Consider the following 23,621-nt stretch of genomic DNA (forward strand, 5'->3'; position numbering starts at 1 on the left):
CCGCGTACCGGATGTACTCGGGCGATGCGACAACGCGGCGAGGTGCCGTGCCGGGCGTCGCGAGCCGGTGAACCTTTCCGGCCACAGCACTAGGCGGAGACGCCGGAGGCCTCACGAACCTCGGGGGACTCGAGCCGGTCGGCCGTGCGTTCGGCCGTCCTCCTGGCCCACCGGCCGGTGGTGAGCGCCCCGAGGATCAGCACGGCCGCACCGCAGGCGACGAGGATCCACCAGCCGGGGCGGGCCGCCGAGACGAACGTCTCCCGGTAGGCCGACGCCGTCACCCCGGAGGCCAGCACCGCGCCGACCACCGCCACGCCGAGGGTCTGGCCGAGCTGGCGGCTGGTGGAGGCGACCGCCGCGGCGACGCCGGCCTGGGCGCGGGGCATGCCGGAGACGGCGGTGTTGGTGATGGGGGCGTTGACGAAGCCGAAGCCGATGCCGAACAGGACGTAGCCGACGAGCAGCATGGTGTTCGACGTCTCCGCCTCGAAGGCCGCGAACAGCACCGCGCTCGCGGTCATCGCACAGCCCGCCACCAGCAGCGGCAGTCGCGGCCCCCGGTTGCCGACCAGGCGGCCGGACAGCGGGGCGCACAGCATCGTCGGGGCCGCCAGCGCCAGCATCCACAGGCCCGCGTGCAGCGCGTCCAGTCCGCGCACGTTCTGCAGGTAGAGCGTGGACAGGAACAGGAAGCCGCCGAGGGCCGCGAACGCGCTGATGGCGATCACCGTGGCCCCGCTGAACGGCGCCGAGCGGAAGAAGCGCAGGTCGATGAGCGGCTCGGCGCGGCGCGGCTCGTACCAGAACAGGCCCAGCAGGGCCGCGAACGCGACCACGGCGAACGGGACGATCCTTGCGGCGCTCGCGTCGGGGGCCTCGATGATCGTGTACGTCAGGCAGCCGAACAGGGCGATCACCAGCAGCTGGCCGACCGGGTCGGGGCGACGCGCCTTGGGCGCCCGGGACTCGGGGACGAAGCGCAGGGTGAGCAGGAGCGCGGCCAGCCCGACCGGCAGGTTGACCCAGAAGATCGACCGCCAGCCGACCGACTCCACCAGCAGCCCGCCGACCAGCGGACCCGCAGCCATGGATATGCCGACCACGGCACCCCACACCCCGATCGCGCGGGCGCGTTCACGGGCGTCGGTGAAGGTGTTGGTGATGATCGACATCGCGACCGGGTTGAGCATCGAACCGCCCACCGCCTGCACCATGCGGAAGACGACCAGCAGTTCGAGGTTCGGCGCGAGCGAGCACAGCAGGGAGCCGACGCTGAAGACGATCAGGCCCGTCATGAAGACCCGCTTGCGGCCGATCCGGTCGGCCGTGGAACCCGCGAGCATCAGCAGCGAGGCCAGGACCAGTGTGTACGCGTCGATCGTCCACTGCAGGCCGGAGACGCTCGCGTGCAGTTCCCGCTGCATCGAAGGCAGCGCGACGTTCAGGGCGGTGACGTCAAGACTCACGATCAGCAGGCTCATGCAGCAGATCGCGAGCACCAGAAGACGTCGGCGGTGGCTGAGCTCGGGCATGGGCTCCATGCTACGCCGACATTGATAGTGTGTCTAACTAATGAGTGCTGCATGGTCATTGCCGGTACGCGACAATGGGGCAATGCCCATGACCGAGTCCCCCTTGCAGATCGGCCCGCACACCGTCCAGCCGCCCGTCGTGCTCGCGCCCATGGCCGGGATCACGAACGCGCCGTTCCGCACCCTGTGCAGGGAGTTCAGCGGCGGCAAGGGCCTGTTCGTGAGCGAGATGATCACGACCCGGGCGCTGGTCGAGCGCAATGACAAGACCATGCAGTTGATCAAGTTCGACGCGAGCGAGCGGCCTCGGTCGATCCAGCTGTACGGCGTGGACCCGGCGACCGTCGGCAAGGCCGTCCGCATGATCGCGGAGGAGGACCTCGCCGACCACATCGACCTCAACTTCGGCTGCCCGGTGCCGAAGGTGACCCGCAAGGGCGGCGGCTCCGCGCTGCCCTACAAGCGGAACCTGCTGCGGGCGATCCTGCGCGAGGCGGTCAGCGGCGCCGGCGACCTCCCGGTCACCATGAAGATGCGCAAGGGCATCGACGACGACCACATCACCTACCTCGACGCCGGGCGGATCGCCGTAGAGGAGGGTGTGACGGCCATCGCGCTGCACGGGCGTACGGCCGCCCAGCACTACGGCGGCACGGCGGACTGGGACGCCATCGCGCGGCTGAAGGAGCACGTGCCGGAGATCCCGGTGCTGGGCAACGGCGACATCTGGTCGGCCGAGGACGCGCTGCGGATGGTGCGCGAGACGGGCTGCGACGGTGTCGTGGTGGGACGCGGGTGCCTGGGGCGTCCGTGGCTGTTCGCGGACCTGGTGGCGGCCTTCGAGGGGCGCACCGGCGACTTCCGGCGGCCGACACTCCGCGAGGTCGCCGACGTCATGGTCCGGCACGCCACCCTGCTCGGCGAGTGGCTCGGCGACGAGTCGCGCGGCGTCATCGACTTCCGCAAGCACGTGGCCTGGTACCTGAAGGGCTTCGCGGTCGGCTCCGAGATGCGTAAGCGGCTCGCGATCACCTCCTCCCTTCAGGAGCTGCGGGCCGGCCTGGACGAGCTGGACCTCGACCAGCCGTGGCCGTCCGGCGCCGACGGGCCCCGCGGCCGTACGTCCGGCAACAACCGGGTGGTGCTGCCGGACGGCTGGCTGAAGGACCCGTACGACTGCGCGGGGGTCGGCGAGGACGCGGAGCTCGACACCTCCGGAGGCTGATCAGTCCTCGGAGGGGTGCGGCGTGGAGCCGTACGCCGTCAGGAAGCGGTCGCGGAACGAACTCATCTTCCACACCGGCGCGTTGTGGGCGGGCCGCAGGCCGTCCGTCCAGCCCCAGCTCGCGATCTTGTCGAGGACCTTCGGGTCCTTGGCGACGATCGTGCAGGGCACGTCATGGCTGGCGTGGTTGCCGCTGACGTGGGCGTTCGCCTGGTGGTCGCCGAGGAAGACGAGCACGGTGTCGTCGTTGCCATAGCGCTCCAGGAACTGGGTGAGGGCGGTCACCGAGTACTGGACGGACTTGCCGTACTCCTCCTTGGAGTGGGTGTCGCTGGTGTAGGTGTAGTCGGGCGTGTTGCCCGCCTTCTGGATGGCGTCGAAGATCGAGCCGTTGCCCAGCTGGTCCCAGCCGACCATCTTGGGGATGGGGGCCCAGGGGGTGTGGCTGGAGGTCAGGATGATCTCCGACATCAGCGGCTTGTCGCGCTTCTTGCCGTGCTCCAGGCGCTGGAACGCCTCGAGCGCGTACTGGTCGGGCATGGTGGACCAGCTGAACTTGGGGCCCTTGTAGCCCATCTCGAAGGCGTTGTAGACCTTGTCGAGGCCGTAGAACCTCTGCTCCGGCCAGCCCTTCTGCACACCGGGCATGATGCCGACGGTGTCCCAGGCGCCGGTCTTCTTGAACACCTTGGTGAGGCTGAGGTGGTCGCTGGTGGTGACGGTGCGGTAGCGGTTCTGGTTGTCGATCCACAGGCCCGACAGGAACGTGGAGTGGCCGAGCCAGCTGCTGCCGCCGTACGTCGCGGAAGTCAGCCAGCCGCTCTTGGCGTGGAAGCCGGCCTTGGCGAGGGACTGGGTGCTGCTGTCGAGGGTCCTGTCGACGCCGGGTGCCATGATCGGGTCCTCGATGGCGCTGCGCCCGTAGCTCTCGATGAACGTGAAGATCATGTCCTTGCCACGCAGATCGGGCACGAGCTGCGAGCCCGGGGTGGCCCCGAAGGCGTCGACCTTGGCGGTCTTCGCGAAGTCCTGCTCGTCCCTGATGGTCTGACGGATGAGGTCGGAGCGGACCTTGAGCATCGTGACGGTGCGTTCGGCGGCCAGCGACACGCCCCCGAACTGGAGACCGAGGACGGTGCAGGTCATCCACACCATGCTGAGCAGCAGGACGGTACGGGTGCTGGTGGTGCGGTGCCGGGCCATGACGTTGCCGAGCCGTACGACCGAGAGTGCCGAGAGGGCGAGGACGACGAGGACGATCGCGACGGCCGCGAGCAGGACTCCCAGGGCGCCCGCTCCGCCGAGGGTGTCCTGGAGGTAGGAGTAGGCGTCGCTGAGGAGGGGCCAGTCGAGGACGGCGTTGAAGTCGCGGCCGAGGTACTGGTAGAAGCCGGCGTCCAGCAGGTTGAGCATGGTCTGCACGCCGAGCGCGACACCGCCGACCCAGGCGACGACCAGCCGCGGCCGCCGGGGCAGAGCGGTCAGCACGACGCCCCCTATCAGCGCCTCCACCGGGATCCGCGTGAACATGGCCGGCCGGAAGCTCGCGAGCCTGTTGGGCATGACGAGGGAGACGACGACGAGGACACCGGCGAGCACCGTGACCGTGATGCCGAGGACGCGGGCGGCGAGCGGGTGGTCGACCCGCCAGGTGCGCGGGTGGAAACGGGGCCGGGGGCCGTTGGCTATGCCGGCCCGGTTCTCCACCGCCTCGGTTTCCGTGGCGTCGGTTTCCGTGGCGTCGGTTTCTGCCGCTTCGGTTTCTGCGGCCTCGGTTTCCGCCGCTTCGGTTTCCGCCGCTTCGGCTTGTGCGACTTCGGTTTCCGCCGCCTCGTTTCCGGCCCTGGGCGCGTCCTCGGTGTCCGGCTCCGCCTCACGGTCGGCGGGCTCGTCGGGAGCGACGGGTTCCGCCTCCGGCGCCGGCCGCTCGTCCTCCTCCGCCGGCCGCTCGTCCTCCTCCGCCGGCAGGACCCCGTCGGTGGCCGCCCCCGCCTTGCTCGTCGTGTGTGGTGCGCGCGTGTTGAGAGGCAACCCGAGGGTCCTTCCGTGCGAAGCCCGTGGTGGAGGGGCGGGCCACGCTGGGGAGGCCGGCCCGCCGTCATCCCGTACGGGTGGCCGGGTACATGCGTTCACCACGACGCCCCAGCACCCGGCAAACACCCGGCAAATCCCAGGTCAACCACTCCGGGAGCACGGCGGGTCGCACAGGCGAGGCGCCGGGAAGGAGTCGCCCCGGGGCCGCGCGCCGCCCGCCCATTGGCTCCGCGCGGTCCCGGGTGTCTGTGGGGGCTACGCCCTGCTCACGGCTGTAGCCGGCCCTACGCCCCGCCCACCGCCGTGAGCAGGGCGAGTGGTGTCGCCGCCGAGCGGGACTCGCGGACGCAGGCGTGCGGGTACGGCACCGGCTCCGGGTGGCTGTCGCGGCCGTACCCGGCGAGCACCTCCGGCAGCCGGTGGCCCGTCGCCGTCGCCGCGTCGACCAGGGCGTGGGCGACCGCACGGGCCTCGTCGTGCAGGCCGTAACGGGCGAGGCCCAGCGTGATCAGCGCGTTGTCGTGGGGCCAGACCGAGCCGCGGTGGTACGACATCGGGTGGTACGCCGCCTGGTTCGCGGCCAGGGTGCGGACGCCCCAGCCCGAGAAGAAGTCCTCCTCCAGGAGGCGGCGGCCCACCAGTTCCCCGTACTCCTTGTCCAGCAGGCCCGACCACAGCAGATGCCCCGCGTCCGAGGCCAGCGCGTCCACCTGACGGCCCTCGCCGTCCAGCGCCAGCGCCGGGAACGACTGTTCCTCCATCCAGAAGTCCCGCTGAAAGCGGTCGCGCAGATCCGCGGCCGCCTGTTCGAGCAGCGCCGCGTACACCTCGTCCCCCCACACCGTGCGCGCCAGGTGCGCGGTGCGGCGCAGCGCGTCGTACGCGTACCCCTGCGCGCCCGCCGCCATCACCGGCCCGGTGGGGCGGCTCCCGTCGGCGGAGCAGATCGAGCCGGGGGAGTCCTTCCAGTTCTGGTTGGCGAGGCCGCCCTGGTCGGCGCGGTAGACCAGATAACCGCGCGAGGTGAGGCCGCCGTGGTCCAGCATCCAGCCGATCGCCGCGCGGGCGTGGGGCTCCAGGCGGCGAGCCATCGCCGTGTCACCGGTCTGCTCGACGTAGGCCCCGAGCAGCACCAGGAAGAGCGGTGTCGCGTCGACCGAGCCGTAGTACCGCCCGTACGGCACCTGCCCGAAGTGCGCCAGCTCCCCGTGCCGCACCTCGTGCACGATCTTCCCGGGCTGGGCGACCGAACCCGCGGCGACCTCGGTCGCCTGGGTCGCGGCGAGGGCGGGCAGGGTGGCCGCCGCCGGCTCGGGGCGGTAGGGGAGCACGAAGAGTGACGTCAGGAGTGCGTCGCGGGCGAGGAGCGTGAGGAACCAGGGCGCGCCGGCCGCCGGGACGCGCAGTTCCTCGCCGTCGGGCCCCGTCGCCGGGACCTGGAGCGCGGCCAGGTCGGACAGGCCCCGCGCACAGGCCGTGGCCAGCTCGGGCCAGCCGGTGGGGAAGGCGATGCCTTCCATGAACTCGCCCTCCAGGCGGAGGAGTCGATGGTTGGCGGCGGCCGGGGACGCGGGGACCAGCGGGTCCTGCGCCGCCCCGTGCGGCCGGGCGGCGACCCGCAGGGACAGTTCCGCCGAGCCGTGCGGCTCCAGCTCCAGCGTCCACTTAAGGCGCCGGGCGCCCGTGCCGGTCTCCTCGACACCGTCCGGCGCGGGCTCGGCCGTGAGCCTCGTACAGGAGCGCCACTCGCCGCGCCGGTAGCCGAACTCCACGCCGTCCTCGAGCACCCGGCGGAAGCGCACGGCGCCCGTCTTGGCGTACGTACGGTGGTCGGAGCGCAGCTCGAACTGGTCGGTGAAATCGGCGTCCGCGGTGACGGCGACACGGACCGTGGTCGGCACCGGGCGGTTGCTGGTGACGCGCAGCGACTCCACGAACGCACCGTCGACGACGGCCTGTTCGCGAAAGAGCGTGTGCGCCGGCGGCTCCTGGCGGCCTCCGCGCGGCACGAGGACGCAGCGCGCCGTGTCCCCGTCGGCGACCGGCGTGAGCGTCTCTGGCACCGCGCCGTCCACGGTGAGCTGCCAGCGACTCAGATGGCGTGCGTCCCGTACGAAGAACCCGGACGGGGAGGTGACGCCCCGCACCCCGCTGATGTCCCCGCTGTCGCTCACGGCGGCGAACGTCCCGCCGCACACGAGCAGATGATGCCGGTCCGTCATCCCCGGCCCCCTCCCTTGTCACTCCTGTCGAACGTGCCGGTGCCCGTCGGGGACACGCCCTGTCCGGGGTGGTCGTGGAGCAGGTCGAGCGTGAGGGCGGCGGTCCAGCCGAAGCCCACCGCTCCGCACGCCTCGCCGGTGTACGGATCGACGTACTCCGCGAAGTCGGAGGTGCCCGCGGTCTCCAGCAGGGCCTCGCGCAGCGCGTCGGCGTCCGCCTGCTCGCCGTGCAGGCGCAGCCCGCGCTCCAGCAGCCAGCCGGTGTTGAACCAGGCGGGCCCGCGCCAGTACCGGTGTGGATCGAAGGCCTCGCCGAGCACGTCGTAGCTGGGCACGAGCCGGGTGGCGTCGCCGAGCGAGAAGTGCGGCCCGCGCAGGGTGCGGACGAGGGTGGTGGCGATGTCGCGCGGGAGGGTGGGCAGCAGCAGGGGGATGAGGCCGGAGACGGTGCGCTCGGGGACGAGGGTGCCGGTGGGGGAGCGGCGCTCTGTCCCGAGAGCGCTGCTCCCAAAGCGCTGATCTCGATCGAGAGCACCGCTCTCCCGCGTCTCGCCCCCATACACGTCCCGGCAGAAGAACATCCCCTCCACGGGGTCCCACAGCCGGTCGACCAGAGCCTCCGTCAGGCGCTCCGCGCGGGCGTGCCGTGCCGTCCCCGGTGCGCCCAACTCCTGGGCGATGCGGGCCAGCGCGTGCTCCGACGCGATCAGCAGCGCGCTGAACGCCGGGTCCTCCACCGCGAAGCGGCTGCTTCCGTCGGCGTATCCGCCGTCGCGGTACTCCGTCGCCAGTCGTACGTACCGCCCATAGTCCAGATCCGTCGGCCGATCCTCCGCCGCGCCGTGGGCCAGGTCCGCGCGGCGGAACGAGCGGGCCGGGGCCGGGGTGATCCGGGACAGCGGCGCGTCCCAGGCGGGGCTGTTGTCCATGCCCTGCTCCCAGGGATGCACCACCGAGGCCAGCCCGCCGCCGCCCAGGTCGCGGCGGTGCAGCAGATAGCGGTGCCAGGCCGCCAGGTGCGGGTAGACCCGGGCGAGGAAGCCGCGCGCCAGGGACAGCCCCGGGTCGGCCAGGTGCACCAGCCAGGCCGCCAGCGCGTGTACCGGTGGCTGCACGATGCCCGAGGTCTGTACGGTGCGTGGGGCGCCCGCGGCGCGCCCGGCCGTGGAGGAGCGCCAGAAGTCGGGGCTCGGGAAGTACGCGTCGAAGGGCACGGAGGGGTTGAACACGATGTGCGGAATCCGCCCGTCCGCCCACTGTGCGTCCAGCAGCGTCTCCAGCTCGGTCTGCGCCCGTAACGGTGAGATGTGGCGCAGCCCGATCGCGATGAACGCCGAGTCCCAGGACCACTGGTGCGGGTACAGCCCGCGCGAGGGGACCGTGGACGTCCCCGTCCAGTTGACGTCGAGTACTCGTGCCGCCCTGACGTGCAGCGATCCGGGAACGTCCGGTTCGTATACAGGTGCTCCGGAAGGGGTGGTCTCACAGGGGCGGGACGTGGTCGGTGAGCCCGAGGGGTGCGCGGGAGGTGCCGGTTCCGTACGGCGGGCGGTGAGTTGGGTCGTGCGCTCCACTCAGGTCTCCCCGAAAGACGTGCGGCCGGATGGTTCGGCGCGGTTCGGCAGTGGCTACCGTAGGGTTACGTCTATTTAACACGCAAAACTCACTATGTAATGCAAGGTTGGTGAACGCAAGGGGGTGCGCATGAGCGGAAGAGCCGGAAAGCCGGGCGCGTCGGCCGGCGCCGGAGATCTGCTCGAACTGGTGCGCAGTGGCCGCGCCACGACCCGGGGTGCCCTGCAGCAGGCCACCGGCCTGTCCCGGGCCACGGTCGGCCAGCGCCTGGACCGGCTGTTCCGGGCCGGGTGGCTGCGCGAGGGTGCGGGCGGACCGGTCGACTCGCCGCTGGGCGGACGCCCCTCGATCACGCTCGAGTTCGACGACGCCCATGCCGTGGTGCTCGCCGCCGATCTCGACACCCGGCACGCCCGCGCCGCCGTCCTCACGCTGACCGGGGAGATCCTGGCCGAGCACACCGGCACCCTGCTCCTCGAGGACGGCCCGGACAACGTCCTCGGTGAACTGGGCCGCTGGTTCGCCGGACTCATCGACAAGGCGGGCCACCAGGCGCACGAGGTCTGCGGGATCGGCCTCGCGGTGCCGGGGCCGGTCGACATCGACACCGGCCGGGTCGTGCAGCCGCCGATCATGCCGGGCTGGGACGGCTACGACATAACGGGGCGCCTCGCCCGCGCCTTCACCGAGCACGCGCGCGGCGCCGCCGACGTCCCCGTCCTGGTCGACAACGACGCGAACCTGATGGCGTACGGCGAGCAGCGCACCGCGCACCAGGACTGCCGGGCGTTCGTGCTGGTCAAGGTCTCCACCGGGATCGGCGCGGGGGTGGTCGTGGACGGCCGGATCTACCGCGGCATCGACGGGGGCGCCGGCGACATCGGGCACATCCGCGTCCCCGAGGGCGCCGACGCGCTGTGCCGCTGCGGGTCCTACGGCTGCCTGGCCGCCGTCGCGAGCGGTGGTGCCGTGGCGCGTCGGCTGGCTCAGGCGGGGGTGCAGGCCGCCTCGGGCTCGGACGTACGGGACCTGCTGGCCGCGGGGCACCCGGAGGCCGTCGCGCTCGCGCGGGAGGCCGGGCGGAGGGTCGGGGAGGTGCTGGCGACCGTGGTGACCCTGCTGAACCCGGGGGTGCTGATGATCGCGGGCGACCTGGCCGGGACGCCGTTCCTGACGGGCGTACGGGAACTGCTGTACCAGCGGGCGCTGCCCCGCTCCACCGCGCATCTGGACGTGGTGGTCTCGCGGCTCGGGGAGCGAGCGGGGCTGGTGGGTGCGGGCGCGTCGGTCGTCGAGCGCCTGTACGCACCGGAGCGGGTGGAGGAGCGGCTGAAGGCACTGGGTGTCTGAAGCCCCCAGCCCGTGCCGGAGATCCTCCGCTCGTTCTTGTCGTGAGCGTGACAGTTGCATTTCGGTCCGGATCGGCGTCCGCATGGTGAAATCGGGCGACCTCGGTTAGCGTGATTCTCGCCACCCCTGATAGGGGTTGCGCTCAGATGAGCGGATCTTGGGCGGTTGCACTTCCTCAAGGGGTGGCACTGAGTGTCACCCCTTGATCGTTCATCGATCGAAAATCAGAAGTGTCGAGACCCGCTCATGTGAGCATCAAACCCCCTCTACGGGCGTTGATGTCTTCAACAAGTGAAAACATCGCCCGGACGCCACTTGCCAAGCCTTGACTTTCGATCCGGTGGCGGACGAGTGGTTACGGGCGCATGACCGACAAGTGGACGTACCCAGACGCCTTTGATCTGGGTATGTTCCTCGCCGTCAGGGCAGCCACCGCGTCCTCGAGGAGTCGAGACCGTGTCGGAAAACAAAGATCGCCACGTAACAGAGAACGGCGTCGAGGGCATGAAGTTCGTTTACGACTTCACCGAAGGCAACAAGGACCTCAAGGACCTTCTCGGCGGCAAGGGCGCGAACCTCGCCGAGATGACCAACCTGGGCCTGCCGGTCCCTCCGGGCTTCACCATCACCACCGAGGCCTGCAAGGTCTACCTGGACAGCGGCGAGGAACCCCCGGCACTGCGTGACGAGGTGAGCGCGCACCTCGAGGCCCTCGAGAAGAAGATGGGCAAGAAGCTCGGCCAGCCCGACAACCCGCTGCTCGTCTCCGTCCGCTCCGGGGCCAAGTTCTCGATGCCCGGCATGATGGACACCGTCCTGAACATCGGGCTCTCCGACAAGTCCGTGCAGGGCCTGGCGAAGCAGGCCGGCGACGACCGCTTCGCATGGGACTCCTACCGCCGGCTCATCCAGATGTTCGGCAAGACGGTCCTCGGCGTCGACGGCGAGCTCTTCGAGGACGCCCTGGAGGCGGCCAAGGAGGCCAAGAAGGTCGCCGACGACACCCAGCTCGACGCGGCCGACCTGAAGAAGCTGGTCACCAAGTTCAAGAAGATCGTCAAGACCGAGGCCGGGCGCGACTTCCCGCAGGACCCGCGCGAGCAGATGGACCTCGCCATCAAGGCGGTCTTCGACTCCTGGAACGGCGACCGCGCCAAGCTCTACCGCCGCCAGGAGCGCATCCCGCACGACCTCGGCACCGCGGTCAACGTCTGCTCGATGGTCTTCGGCAACCTCGGCCCCGACTCCGGCACGGGCGTCGCCTTCACCCGGGACCCCGCCTCCGGCCACCAGGGCGTCTACGGCGACTACCTGCAGAACGCGCAGGGCGAGGACGTGGTCGCGGGCATCCGCAACACCGTCCCGCTCGCGGAGCTGGAGAACATCGACAAGAAGTCGTACGACCAGCTGATGCAGATCATGGAGACGCTGGAGAACCACTACAAGGACCTCTGCGACATCGAGTTCACCATCGAGCGCGGCAAGCTGTGGATGCTGCAGACCCGCGTCGGCAAGCGCACGGCGGCCGCAGCCTTCCGCATCGCGACCCAGCTGGTGGACCAGGGACTGATCGACGAGGCCGAGGCGCTGCAGCGGGTGACGGGCGCGCAGCTCGCGCAGCTGATGTTCCCCCGGTTCGACGAGAAGGCGAAGGTCCAGCAGGTCGCCCGCGGCATCGCGGCCTCGCCGGGCGCGGCGGTCGGCAAGGCGGTCTTCGACTCGTACACCGCGGTGAAGTGGTCCCGCTCCGGCGAGAAGGTCATCCTGGTCCGCCGCGAGACCAACCCCGACGACCTGGACGGCATGATCGCGGCCGAGGGCATCCTGACCTCGCGTGGCGGCAAGACCTCTCACGCGGCCGTCGTCGCACGCGGCATGGGCAAGACCTGTGTGTGCGGTGCGGAGGAGCTGGAGGTCGACACCAAGCGCCGCCGGATGACGGTGCCGGGCGGGCAGGTCGTCGAGGAGGGCGACCTGATCTCCATCGACGGCTCGAGCGGCAAGGTGTACCTGGGTGAGGTCCCGGTCGTCCCGTCCCCCGTCGTGGAGTACTTCGAGGGCCGGATGCACGCGGGCGCCGACGACGCCGACGAGCTGGTCGAGGCGGTCCACAGGATCATGGCCTTCGCGGACCGCAAGCGCCGCCTGCGGGTGCGGGCCAACGCCGACAACGCCGAGGACGCGCTGCGCGCACGGCGCTTCGGCGCCCAGGGCATCGGCCTGTGCCGCACCGAGCACATGTTCCTCGGCGACCGGCGTGAGCTGGTGGAACGCCTGATCCTCGCGGACACGGAGACGGAGCGCGAGGAATCGCTCAAGCAGCTCCTGCCCCTGCAGAAGCAGGACTTCGTGGAACTCTTCGAGGCGATGGACGGTCTGCCGGTCACGGTCCGCCTGCTGGACCCGCCGCTGCACGAGTTCCTGCCGGACATCACCGAGCTGTCGGTCCGCGTGGCCCTCGCCGAGTCCCGCCAGGAGCCGCACGAGAACGAGCTGCGCCTGCTCCAGGCCGTGCACCGGCTGCACGAGCAGAACCCGATGCTCGGCCTGCGCGGCGTACGTCTCGGCCTGGTCATCCCCGGCCTGTTCACCATGCAGGTGCGGGCGATCGCGGAGGCGGCGGCCGAGCGCAAGGCCGCCAAGGGCGACCCGCGCGCCGAGGTCATGATCCCGCTCGTCGGCACGGTCCAGGAGCTGGAGATCGTCCGCGATGAGGCCGACAAGGTCATCGCGGAGGTCGAGGCGGCGACGGGCACGGAGCTGAACCTCGCGATCGGCACGATGATCGAGCTGCCGCGCGCCGCGCTGACGGCCGATCAGATCGCGGAGGCCGCCGAGTTCTTCTCCTTCGGCACCAACGACCTCACGCAGACGGTGTGGGGCTTCAGCCGGGACGACGTGGAGGCGAGCTTCTTCACGGCGTACCTGGAGAAGGGCATCTTCGGCGTCTCCCCGTTCGAGACGATCGACAAGGACGGCGTGGGCAAGCTGGTCCGCGACGCCGCGAAGGCGGGCCGCGCCACCCGCCCCGACCTCAAGCTCGGCGTGTGCGGCGAGCACGGCGGTGACCCGGAGTCGGTGCACTTCTTCCACGAGGTGGGCCTGGACTACGTCTCCTGCTCCCCGTTCCGCATCCCCGTGGCCCGCCTGGAGGCCGGCCGGGCGGCGTCGCAGTCGCAGGGAAGCGACCACCGGTAGGGCTTCGGACGGACCTTCACCGAACGCCGGAACCGCCGCCGGTCACCCCGACCCTCACCGACACGGCAACGGCTCCGGAGCACCGAGAGAGGGCGGCACCCCTGTGCGGGGGGTGCCGCCCTCTCGTATCAGTGCAGGAAACGGTGCAGCGGAGCGGACTCGGTCAGCAGCATGGTCACGCGGTGGGCGAGCCGCTGCCACGCCTCCTCCTGGGCGTGGGAGAGCCGCACGTCCTCGTCCCCGGCCATCTGCAACGCCGCGAAGAGGACATCGGTGTCGGCGTCGGGCGCGAGGTCCACCATCGACAGCACCCGCGCCAACGCACCGACCAGGCCGACCGCGGACTCTCCGTTCGACGAGACCTCGCCGAGGAACGCGGCGACGCCGCGCGACGGCTCGGGAGGTGCGACAAGGGCCCCGGACAGTTCACGCAGTAGTGCGTACAAAAGGTCCGTCTCTTCGGTGGGCAGCTGGGCGACCCGCAGGCCCTCGTGCTCCCAACGGCCGTTCGGCGTCCACACCCGCGGTCCGCGCGCCACCGCTTCGGCCAGTGTCACCCGGACGCGCCGGAAGGCGGCGAGCCCGTCCGCGAACAGCGCGTGATCACATGCCTCACGGGGAGCTTCGGCCAGGGGGACCAGCAAGTGCTGCTCCACCCGATCGCATTGAGCGTCGAGTTCCGGGTCCACGACGACGAGGCGAACTGACGTGCGCTGCTGCTGCTCCATGTCGAACACTCTGCCAGTCGGCTCTGACAACGGCCGTGGGGCGTCCCGCGGACTCGGCGCCCGGCGCTACCTGGGCCGGGGCTGTCCGCGTGGCGGCGGCTGCACGAGGCTCGACCGCAGGTGCGACACATCTACGGGCCGGGCGCCTGCTCCGGCAGCTGCCCGGCCGACCTCGACGACTGCCTGCGCGGCACCTTCGGCCACACCGCCCCCGTGACTTGGCTTCCGCCTCACACCGCGCCCCCACCCCGCCCCCGGAACCCTCACACCCATCCCCCGCCCCCGCTGAGGGCAGCGTTCCCCGTGGGAAACAGTCGTGATGCGGCCGGGTAACGTCGGCACCGCACGCTCGACACATGACCTCGAATACGCGTGTGGTGGTGATCGGCGCCGGGCTCGCGGGCGTCCGTCTCGCCCGGCGGCTCGGCGAGCTCGGTGTGCCCGCCCTGGTCGTCGGGGAGGAGGAGCACCCCCCGTACAACCGTGTGCTGCTCGCCGACGTGCTGGCCGGCCGCTACGCGCCCGAGGTGATCTCCCTCCCGGCCCCCGAGCGCCTCGTCCGGGCCCGGGTCACCCGGATCGACCGGGCGGCCCGTGAGATCCAGTGCTCGGACGGCGCGGTGATCGCATACGACACGCTCGTCCTCGCCACCGGTTCGAACCCCGTCCTGCCGCCCCTGCGCGGCCTGCTCACCCCCGGCCGGGCCGAGCTGCCCGAGGGCGTCCACGCGTTCCGCACGATGGACGACTGCCTGGGCCTCGCCAAGGCCGTCCGCGCGGGTGTGCGCGCCGTCGTCATCGGCGGCGGGCTCCTCGGCGTCTCCGCCGCCCGCGCCCTCGCCGCCCGCGGCGCCCAGGTCGTCCTGGCCCAGCAGGCCGAGCGCCTGATGGAACGCCAGCTCGACCCCTCCGCCTCGAAGCTGGTGCGCCGCCACCTCACCGACCTCGGCGTCGAGGTCCACACCGAGACCCGGGTGCGCGGCGTGCGCACCCTCGGCGGCGCCGTCCGCACCGTGGAGATGGCCGACGGCTACGCCCTCGACACCGACCTCGTCGTCCTGGCCTGCGGCGTCCACCCCCGGGTGGGCCTCGCCCAGGACGCGGGCCTCGCCGTCCACAAGGGCATCCTCGTCGACGACGAACTGCGCACCTCCGACCCGCACATCCGGGCCATCGGCGACTGCGCCCAGCACGACGGCACGGTGTACGGGCTGGCCACCCCCGCTCTCGAACAGGCCGAGGCGCTGGCGGAGTCGCTGGCCGGAGACCCGGACTCCCGCTACACCGGCACCCGCTCCCTGACCCGGCTCACCCTCGCCGGGCACGACTTCCTCGATCTCGCCGCCTTCGGCGAGACCGAACCCCGCCCCGGCGACGACGTCGTGCAGCTCACCGACGCGACCCGCGGCACCTACAGGAAGGTCGTCGTCCGCGACGACCGCCTGGTCGGCGGCGTACTCGTCGGCGAACTCGGCACCGTCGGCGCGCTCGCCCGCGCCTGGGAGGGAGCAGAGCCGCTCCCCACGGACGGTGCCCCGCTGCTCCACCTGCTCACCAACGATGGAGGCTCCTGATGTCCACGGACACCACCCCCACGATCGTGCTCGTCGGCCATGGCATGGTCGGCCAGCGCTTCCTCGAAGCGCTCGCCGAGCGCGGCCTGACCGCCACGCACCGGGTGGTCGTGCTGTGCGAGGAGCCCCGCCCCGCCTACGACCGCGTGGCGCTCACCTCGTACTTCTCGGGCAAGACGCCCGAGGAGCTGTCCCTGACGGACATGGAGTTCATCAACACGCACGGCATCGAGCTGTACGTCGGCGACCCGGCCGAGACCATCGACCGCGAGGCGAAGAAGGTCACGGCCAAGTCCGGCCAGCTCTTCGAGTACGACACGCTGGTCCTCGCCACCGGCTCGTACCCCTTCGTCCCGCCGGTCCCCGGCAAGGACGCCGAGGGCTGCTTCGCCTACCGCACGATCGAGGACCTCCTCGCGATCGAGGAGTACGCGAAGACGAAGGCTCAGGTCGGCGCCGTGGTCGGCGGCGGTCTGCTCGGACTGGAGGCGGCCGGCGCGCTGAAGGGTCTCGGACTCACCTCCCACATCGTGGAGTTCGCACCGCGTCTGATGCCCGTGCAGGTCGACGAGGGCGGCGGCGCGGCCCTGCTGCGCACCATCGAGGACATGGGCCTGACCGTCCACACCGGCGTCGGCACCCAGGAGATCGTGGTCGACGAGGCCGGCGCGGTCACCGGCATGAAGCTCTCCGACGGCTCCGAACTCGCCACCGACCTGGTCGTCTTCTCCGCCGGTGTCCGCCCCCGCGACCAGCTCGCCCGCGACTGCGGTCTCGCGGTCGGCGAGCGCGGTGGCATCACCGTCGACGAGCGGTGCCGCACGGTCACCGACCCGCACGTGTTCGCGATCGGCGAGTGCGCGCTCGCGGCGGACGGCCGGGTGTACGGCCTGGTCGCCCCCGGTTACGAGCAGGCCGAGACGGCCGCCGCGACGATCGCCGCCGACGAGGCGGAGTTCACCGGCGCCGACCTGTCCACCAAGCTGAAGCTGCTCGGCGTCGACGTGGCCTCCTTCGGCGACGCGCACGGCACCACCGAGGACTGCCTCGACGTCGTCTACTCCGACTCGCGCTCGGGTCTGTACAAGAAGCTGGTCATCGGCCGCGACGGCACGCTGCTCGGCGGCATCCTCGTCGGCGACGCGGAGGCGTACGGCACGCTGAAGGCCTTCACCGGTTCGGTCCCGCCCGTCTCGCCCGAGTCGCTGGTGCTGCCCGCCGGCGCCGGGGAGTCCGCCCAGCTCGGCCCGACCGCGCTGCCGGACGACGCGATCATCTGCTCCTGCAACAACGTCACCAAGGGCACGATCCGCGGCGCGGTCACGGAGCACAAGTGCACCACCGTGCCCGAGGTGAAGAAGTGCACCAAGGCCGGTACGACGTGCGGCAGTTGTGTCAAGGTGCTGGGCCAGTTGGTCGACGCCGAACTCGAGGCGAGCGGCGTCGAGGTCGACAAGGGCCTGTGCGGCTGCTTCTCGCAGACCCGCGAGGAGTTGTACGAGATCGTCCTCGCCCTGCGTATCAACTCCTACCAGGACCTGCTCGACCGCTACGGCCGCGAGGGCGCCCGCGGCGGCGACGGCTGCGAGACCTGCAAGCCGGCCGTCGCCTCGATCATCGCCTCGCTCGCCCCGACGATCGGCGCGAGCGGCTACGTCCTGGACGGCGAGCAGGCCGCGCTTCAGGACAGCAACGACCACTTCCTGGCCAACCTGCAGAAGAACGGCTCCTACTCGGTCGTGCCGCGCATCCCCGGCGGTGAGATCACCCCGGAGAAGCTGATCGTGATCGGTGAGATCGCCCGGGACTTCGGTCTCTACACGAAGATCACCGGTGGTCAGCGGATCGACCTGTTCGGTGCGCGCGTCGAGCAGCTCCCGCTGATCTGGGCCCGCCTGGTCGACGCCGGCTTCGAGTCGGGACACGCCTACGGCAAGGCGCTGCGCACGGTGAAGTCCTGCGTGGGCTCCACCTGGTGCCGCTACGGCGTCCAGGACTCCGTCCGCATGGCGATCGACCTGGAGCTGCGCTACCGGGGCCTGCGCTCCCCGCACAAGCTGAAGTCGGCCGTCTCCGGGTGCGCCCGCGAGTGCGCCGAGGCCCAGTCGAAGGACTTCGGTGTGATCGCCACCGCGAACGGCTGGAACCTCTACGTCGGCGGCAACGGCGGCGCCACCCCGCGCCACGCGGACCTGCTCGCCCAGGACCTCTCCGACGCCGAACTCGTCCGCCTCGTCGACCGGTTCCTGATGTTCTACATCCGCACCGCCGACCGCCTGGAGCGCACCAGCGTGTGGCTGGAGCGGATCCCCGGCGGCCTGGACCACGTGCGCGACGTGGTCGTCCACGACTCGCTCGGCATCTGCGACGAGCTGGAGGCCCTGATGGCCGCGCACGTCGCGAACTACCGCGACGAGTGGGCCGAGACCATCAACGACCCCGAGAAGCTGGCCCGGTTCGTGTCCTTCGTCAACGCGCCGGACACCCCCGACCCGGTCGTCGGCTTCGTCCCCGAGCGCGACCAGATCAAGCCCGACCTGCCGCTGCTCACCATCGGCACGCGACCCCTGGAAGGAAGCGCCCAGCGATGACCCTGGCACTCGAGACCACCGACCTGAAGATCGAGCTCCTGATCGACGAGGACACCTGGTTCCCGGTCTGCGACATGAGCACGCTGACGCCGGGCCGTGGCGTGGCGGCACTGCTGCCGGACGGCCGCCAGGTTGCGCTCTTCCGGGACCGCTCGGGCCGGCTGTACGGCATCGACAACCGGGACCCCTTCGGCGGTGCCGCGGTCCTCTCCCGGGGGCTGACCGGCACCCACCAGGGCCGCCCCTTCGTCGCCTCGCCGCTGCTCAAGCAGCGCTTCGACCTGGAGACCGGCCAGTGCCTGGACGACGAGACGGTCCGGGTGACGGCCTACGAGGTACGGGCCGCCTGAGGACGGTGCCGAGGACGCCTCCCTTAAGTCCGCCGGGCCGGTCACAGGCCCGGCGGCGGGGCCGTCGGCACCCTCGCAAGCCCCTCGCGCAACCTCAGAAGACCCTCATATGGATGGACGGGCCACCGACCCCGTCCCTAGGGTCACGATCATGCCCGACATCTCGCTGACCATGGGCGCCGCCCTGTGCCTCGCCGCGCTCGCGGCCGGCTGGATCGACGCCGTGGTCGGGGGTGGCGGACTGCTGCTGCTTCCCGTACTGCTCCTGGGGCTGCCCGGCGGCACCCCCGCGTCGTACGCGCTCGGCACCAACAAGGCCGTCGCGATCGTCGGGACGACGGGGGCGGCCGTGACGTACGCGCGCCGGACACCGGTCGACGTGGGGACGGCCGTACGGATCGGGTTCGCGGCGCTCGCCGGGTCCACGGCCGGGGCGTTCGTGGCCGCCGGGCTGAGCACCGACGTCCTCAAGCCGGTCGTCATGGTGGTGCTGCTCGGCGTCGGCGCCTTCGTGATCCTGCGCCCCGCCTTCGGCACCGCCCCCTCCACCACGCCGGTCTCCGCACGCCGGGTGCTCGCCGCGATCGGGCTCGCGGGCCTCGGCATCGGCTTCTACGACGGCCTCATCGGCCCCGGCACCGGCACCTTCCTCGTCCTGGCGCTCACCGCGGTGCTGCACCTGGACCTGGTGACCGCCTCCGCCACCGCGAAGATCGTCAACTGCTGCACCAACGCGGGCGCGCTCGCCACGTTCGCGTGGAAGGGCACGGTGTTCTGGCAGCTGGCGGTGCTGATGGCCGGCTTCAACCTGGTCGGCGGCATGATCGGGGCGCGGACTGCGCTGAAGCGGGGCAGCGGGTTCGTGCGGATCGTGCTGCTGACGGTGGTGTTCGCCCTGGTCGCGAACCTGGCGTACGAGCAGTGGCCGGCATGAGTGAGCGGTAGGTGCCGCAGACGGCCCGGGCGGTTCAGCGGCTGCCCGTCAGGTGGGCGAAGACGACCACGTTGCCCTGGTAGCCCGTCGTCTTCGAGTAGCCGCCGCCGCAGGTGATCACCCGTAGCTCAGGGCGCCCCGCCGCGCCGTACACCTTGTCGTCGGGGAAGTTCCGCGCGGCGTAGACCTCGACCGCGTCCACGGTGAACACGGCGGTCGAGCCGTCGCGGCGGCCGATCTCGATCGTGCTGCCCTTGCTCAGGGCACCCAGGTCGTAGAAGACCGCCGGGCCCCGGGTGTTGTCGACGTGCCCGGCGACGATCGCGGTGCCGGTCTCGCCGGGCATGGTGCCGGCCTCGTACCAGCCGGCGAGGTTCTTGTCGTCGGCGGGCGGGACGTCAAGGCTGCCCGCACTGGTCAGCCGCAGGCCCATCAGGGGCGCGTCCACGTGGATCGAGGGTATGCGGATGCGGTCGGGCGGGGAGGGCGGCAGCGCGGGCGCGGCGAAGCCCTCGCGGTCCGGGTCCACGGCGCCCTGGGCGGCGGATGGCTGAGGGGGCGCCTCGGCGTGGTAGGCGCTGTGCAGCAGCCAGGCGCCGGAGCAGAGGGAGACCGCCGTGACGGACGCTATCGCCGCGTTGCCGACCTTGTGCACACGAAGCTCCTTCCGACAGGCCCTGATCCCGGACCCCCTCCGGGCCGCGAGGGGCAGTCGGACCCGGAGGGGGATGGGGACGGCGGTACCGGCGACGGACAGCGGAGGCGTCCGTCAGATCCCGTCGCCTCTCAGTCGGCGATGCAGGAGCCAGGTACCGCCCGCGGCGGCGACGGCGAGTGCCGTCACACCGGCCGCGGTCCGCACGGGGTCGGGGCCGAGTGCACCGCCGACCCCCGTCTTCACGCTTCCTCGCGGACGCGTCTGATCCTTGGCCGCGCTGAGGGTGACCGTCAGGTCACCGGTCACCCTGGCCCGCCGGCCTCCGGAGCACGTGGCGACGATCTCGTACGTCCCCGGCTGCGCGCCGGGCGGCACCCGGAACCGGCCGATCACGTCCTGCTCGTGGGTGCTGGGCGCGAGCGTGAACGTGCCGCCGCCGACCGCCGTGGCGTCGCCCGCCGCGGAGCCGTTCGCGCCGCACGCCGCCGTGTTGACGGTGACCTCGCTCCCGGGCGCGGCCATGGAGGGGAAGACCTCCAGCCTCCCGGTCTCACCGCCGTACGCGGGCGCGGCGGCGAGCCCCGCGGCGGCGAGGGCGAGCGCGGTGCCGGTCAGCGAACGGGCCGTACGTCGCATCGTGGTGCTCCTCGGGCGGGACACGGCCCGCGGCATCACCGGCGTGCCGCTGTGTCGGTCGTGTCCCCGCACTGTCGAGGAAAAGGGAAGCGGGCCGCGGCCGCTCGCTGACGGGGTGTCAGAAATACGGTGAACGGGTGCCGGGCGAAAGTGGTAGCGGCGGCGTTTGGGCAGGTCAGCGGCGTTGGGGCGGCTAGTGAGGGAAGAACACCCGAGGGTGAACGGGGGGTGGTGAACAGGGGTGGTGAACGGGTGACCGGTCGTCAGGCGCCGGATTCCGTCCGCCGTGCCGCCGGGAAACCCCGGTCCGCCAGCGCCTCGGACACCGTCCGGTGCCCCACGGCCGCCAGGACCGGATTGGTCTCCCGGTAGTAGTGCTCCGCCGTCAGGCCGAAGCAGAGGGCCCAGCCCCGGCCCCGGGCCCAGGTCGCGTCGTCCACGGCGGCCGCCTCGCGGAACAGGTCGCGGGTGCCGCGGGTGAAGACCGCCCACGCGGCCAGAGTGTCGGCCGCCGGGTCGCCCACGCCCAGGCCGCCGAAGTCGATCACCGCGGTCAGCCGGCCCGCGGTCGTGAGCAGGTTCCCGGGCAGCAGGTCCCCGTGCAGCCAGACGGGATCGCCCTCCCACTGCGGGAGCCGGACGACCTCCTCCCACAGCGCGGTCGCCGCGGCGGCGTCCACCGTGCCGTCCGCGCCCAGGTCGCGGATGGCCGCGCGGACGTACGCGTCGTTCGCCGCCACCGGGCCGCCCCGCCAGGACGCCGGACCGCCGCTCGCGTCGACCCGCCGCAGGGCCGCCACGAAACGGCCCAACTCCACGGCTGCCGTGTCGAGTTCGGTGATCGGGTCCTCGTAGGCGTTACCGCCGTCCAGCCAGCGCAGCACCGACCACGGCTGCGCGTACCCGGCTGCCGGAGCGCCCCTGCCGAGCGGCACCGGGACGGTCAGCGGCAGATGCGGGGCCAGCAGCGGCAGCCAGCGCTGCTCCTTGTCCACCTGCCGCGCCCCGTCGGGCCGCCGGGGCAGCCGTACGACCATGTCGTCGCCCAGCCGGTACATGGCGTTGTCCGTCCCGGCGGACGGCACCTCGGTGACCGGCAGCCCGGCCCATTGAGGGAACTGCCCGGCGACCAGCCGGCGCACCAGCGCGGTGTCCACGTCCAGTTCGTCGGCGTGCATCTTCGCGGCGGGCATCGCTCTCCAGCGCGAGTACGGCGGTCGGGTGCCGCAGCGTAGGCAGGGCGGCACCCGGCCCGCCACCGTATTTCCCTCAGCCGACGTTCACGGCGCTCCAGGCCGCCGCCACCGCGTCGTACTCCGTGCTCCCCGCCCCGTACAGGTCCTTCGCCGCGTTCAGCGTGGCCGTGCGGGCGCCCGCGTAGTTCGTGGAGGACGTCATGTAGACGGTCAGCGCCCGGTACCAGATCTTGCCGAGCTTGTCCCGGCCGATGCCCGTCACCGTGGAGCCGTTGCAGGTGGGGGAGTCGTAGGCGACACCGTTGACGGTCTTGGCGCCGCTGCCCTCCGCGAGCAGGTACGCGAAGTGGTTCGCGACGCCGGACGAGTAGTGCACGTCCAGCTTGCCCACCGAACTGCTCCAGCAGTCAGCCGAGTTGCCGTCCTTGGACGGCTTGTCCATGTAGCGCAGCGCCGACTTGCCGAAGCCCGAACGGACGATCTTCTCGCCGATCAGGTAGTCACCGGGGTCGGAGGCGTTGTTCGCGTACCACTCCACCAGCGTGCCGAAGATGTCCGACGTGGCCTCGTTCAGCCCGCCCGACTCCCCGGAGTACGCCAGCGCCGCCGTCTTCGACGTCACGCCGTGCGTCATCTCGTGCCCGGCAACGTCCAGCGCCACCAGCGGCCCGAGCGTCGTGCCGTCACCGTCGCCGTACGTCATGCAGAAGCAGTTGTCGTCCCAGAAGGCGTTGTTGTAGTTCGTGCCGTAGTGGACGCGGTTGTAGGACCCCTTGCCGTCGCCCGCGATGCCGCTGCGGCCGTGCACGTTCTTGTAGTAGTCCCAGGTCACGTCGGTGCCGTACTGCGCGTCCACCGCCGCCGAGGAGCGGTCCGACACCGTGCCCGAACCCCAGTGGTCGTCGGAGTCGGTGAAGAGGGTGGCGGGGGCGCGGCTGACGCAGATGGTGGTGAGGAAGCACAGGTCGGTCTTGTTCTCGGCGTCGCCCGTGTACGTGTCGCCCCGCGTGGGGTCCTTGAGCTGGTACGCCGACCCGGACTGCGTCGTCTGAAGCGGAACCGTGCCGCTGTAGAGGGACTTGCCGTCACCGGACGCCGTCTCGATGCTGTCCCAGGCGTCGATCTGCCGCCCGGTCCCTGCGTCCGTGACCACGGTGCGCGCGACCGGGTTGCCGAGCGTGTCCTGCCCGGTGACCTCGGTGCGCCAGGCCAGCCGGGGCGCGCCGTGCAGCGCGTCGACGACGAGCTGCGGCCTGGCGGTCAGGTGCTTGAGCAACTCCCCGGCGTTCGCGGCGCGCAGCGCGGCGGTGGCGAGATCGGCGGCCTTGGGGGTCTTCACGGCGGGAGTGATGGTCGGCAGCGAAATGGCGCGCCTGGTGGCCCGGTCGGCGCTGCGGTACGACCCGTCGGGCGCGAGGTGGAGCACGAAGTCGCCGCCGAACACGGGAAGCTGACGGTACGTCCGGTCGTAGCGCACATGCCGGCTGCCGTCCGGATCCACGACGACGTCTCGTACGCTCGTGCCCTGCGCCGGTGTCAGGCCCAGGCGGGCGGCCTCGCGCACCAGCACCGCCGCGGCGTCGCGTATCACGGTGGAGCGGCTGGGTCTGGCGGCCGCGTCGGCGGCGGGGGCCGGGGCGAGTGCTGCGGCCAGCAGGGCGGCGGCGGTCGCCGCGGTGCCGGCCGCGGTGAGACGGGAACCTCGGGCAGGCCGTATCCGGCTCATCGGTCTCCTAGGGAAGGCGCCCGGGGGCGCGTGGGGAAGGCAGGGGAGGGGAAACCCCCTGGCGTCCCTCCGATTGAAGGGTCCAGGGC

At 71.6% G+C, this 23,621-nt stretch carries 16 protein-coding genes; 7 read left to right on the plus strand and 9 right to left on the minus strand.

The features are described from left to right. Positions 1–89 precede the first annotated feature (89 nt). Positions 90–1,535: an MFS transporter gene (locus ACZ7L1_RS17925; protein WP_471438190.1), complete on the minus strand. Its 1,446-nt coding sequence runs from the start codon at positions 1,533–1,535 to the stop codon at positions 90–92. Between the two features lie 82 nt (positions 1,536–1,617). Here ACZ7L1_RS17925 and dusB point away from each other — a divergent pair, with 82 nt between their 5' ends. Further along, a complete protein-coding gene (gene dusB, locus ACZ7L1_RS17930; protein ID WP_471438191.1) occupies positions 1,618–2,760 on the plus strand; it encodes a tRNA dihydrouridine synthase DusB in 1,143 nt (380 codons plus the stop codon). Here the strand turns inward: dusB and ACZ7L1_RS17935 are convergent, their stop codons facing one another. The 3 genes from ACZ7L1_RS17935 to ACZ7L1_RS17945 form a co-directional block, all read right to left on the minus strand. Further along, positions 2,761–4,791, minus strand: a complete 2,031-nt coding sequence (locus ACZ7L1_RS17935; RefSeq protein ID WP_471438193.1) for an LTA synthase family protein — start codon at positions 4,789–4,791, stop codon at positions 2,761–2,763. Positions 4,792–5,078: 287 nt separating this feature from the next. Continuing rightward, positions 5,079–7,016, minus strand: coding sequence for an amylo-alpha-1,6-glucosidase (locus ACZ7L1_RS17940; protein ID WP_471438194.1), 1,938 nt, complete (start codon positions 7,014–7,016; stop codon positions 5,079–5,081). After that, positions 7,013–8,590 carry an MGH1-like glycoside hydrolase domain-containing protein gene (locus ACZ7L1_RS17945; protein ID WP_471438195.1) on the minus strand — a complete coding sequence of 526 codons (1,578 nt, stop codon included), beginning with the start codon at positions 8,588–8,590 and terminating at the stop codon, positions 7,013–7,015. Before ACZ7L1_RS17945 ends, ACZ7L1_RS17940 begins: the two co-directional genes overlap by 4 nt. A 130-nt stretch (positions 8,591–8,720) precedes the next feature. On the opposite strand from ACZ7L1_RS17945, the gene ACZ7L1_RS17950 reads away from it, so the two are divergent. After that, a complete protein-coding gene (locus ACZ7L1_RS17950) occupies positions 8,721–9,941 on the plus strand; it encodes an ROK family protein (RefSeq protein WP_471438197.1) in 1,221 nt (406 codons plus the stop codon). 504 nt (positions 9,942–10,445) lie between these two features. Then, positions 10,446–13,139 carry a pyruvate, phosphate dikinase gene (ppdK, locus tag ACZ7L1_RS17955; RefSeq protein WP_471438524.1) on the plus strand — a complete coding sequence of 898 codons (2,694 nt, stop codon included), beginning with the start codon at positions 10,446–10,448 and terminating at the stop codon, positions 13,137–13,139. 128 nt (positions 13,140–13,267) lie between these two features. Here ppdK and ACZ7L1_RS17960 read toward each other — a convergent pair whose 3' ends face one another. Then, a complete protein-coding gene (locus ACZ7L1_RS17960; protein ID WP_471438199.1) occupies positions 13,268–13,867 on the minus strand; it encodes a hypothetical protein in 600 nt (199 codons plus the stop codon). 356 nt (positions 13,868–14,223) lie between these two features. Here ACZ7L1_RS17960 and ACZ7L1_RS17965 point away from each other — a divergent pair, with 356 nt between their 5' ends. From ACZ7L1_RS17965 to ACZ7L1_RS17980, 4 genes are all read left to right on the plus strand, one after another. Next, positions 14,224–15,441 (plus strand): NAD(P)/FAD-dependent oxidoreductase, encoded by a 1,218-nt coding sequence (locus ACZ7L1_RS17965; RefSeq protein ID WP_471438201.1) that lies wholly within the window; start codon positions 14,224–14,226, stop codon positions 15,439–15,441. Continuing rightward, positions 15,441–18,032: a nitrite reductase large subunit NirB gene (gene nirB / locus ACZ7L1_RS17970; protein ID WP_471438202.1), complete on the plus strand. Its 2,592-nt coding sequence runs from the start codon at positions 15,441–15,443 to the stop codon at positions 18,030–18,032. Before ACZ7L1_RS17965 ends, nirB begins: the two co-directional genes overlap by 1 nt. Beyond that, the gene (gene nirD, locus ACZ7L1_RS17975) at positions 18,029–18,382 is read left to right on the plus strand and encodes a nitrite reductase small subunit NirD (protein WP_471438203.1); all 354 of its coding nucleotides are present in this window, start codon (positions 18,029–18,031) and stop codon (positions 18,380–18,382) included. The genes nirB and nirD overlap by 4 nt, the downstream gene beginning before the upstream one ends. 151 nt (positions 18,383–18,533) lie before the next feature. Beyond that, complete coding sequence (locus ACZ7L1_RS17980) at positions 18,534–19,316, plus strand: sulfite exporter TauE/SafE family protein (protein ID WP_471438204.1); 783 nt, start codon at positions 18,534–18,536, stop codon at positions 19,314–19,316. A 34-nt stretch (positions 19,317–19,350) separates the two neighbouring features. On the opposite strand, the gene ACZ7L1_RS17985 is transcribed toward ACZ7L1_RS17980, so the two are convergent. From ACZ7L1_RS17985 to ACZ7L1_RS18000, 4 genes are all read right to left on the minus strand, one after another. Beyond that, positions 19,351–19,971: a class F sortase gene (locus tag ACZ7L1_RS17985; protein ID WP_471438205.1), complete on the minus strand. Its 621-nt coding sequence runs from the start codon at positions 19,969–19,971 to the stop codon at positions 19,351–19,353. Between the two features lie 114 nt (positions 19,972–20,085). Beyond that, on the minus strand, positions 20,086–20,610 hold the full coding sequence (locus tag ACZ7L1_RS17990; RefSeq protein ID WP_471438207.1) for a hypothetical protein: 525 nt from the start codon (positions 20,608–20,610) through the stop codon (positions 20,086–20,088). 263 nt (positions 20,611–20,873) lie between these two features. Next, positions 20,874–21,803 carry an aminoglycoside phosphotransferase family protein gene (locus ACZ7L1_RS17995; protein WP_471438208.1) on the minus strand — a complete coding sequence of 310 codons (930 nt, stop codon included), beginning with the start codon at positions 21,801–21,803 and terminating at the stop codon, positions 20,874–20,876. A gap of 76 nt (positions 21,804–21,879) precedes the next feature. Then, positions 21,880–23,532 (minus strand): M4 family metallopeptidase, encoded by a 1,653-nt coding sequence (locus ACZ7L1_RS18000; protein ID WP_471438210.1) that lies wholly within the window; start codon positions 23,530–23,532, stop codon positions 21,880–21,882. Positions 23,533–23,621: the final 89 nt, after the last annotated feature.

The sequence above is a fragment of the Streptomyces sp. NPDC107546 genome, assembly GCF_055639175.1.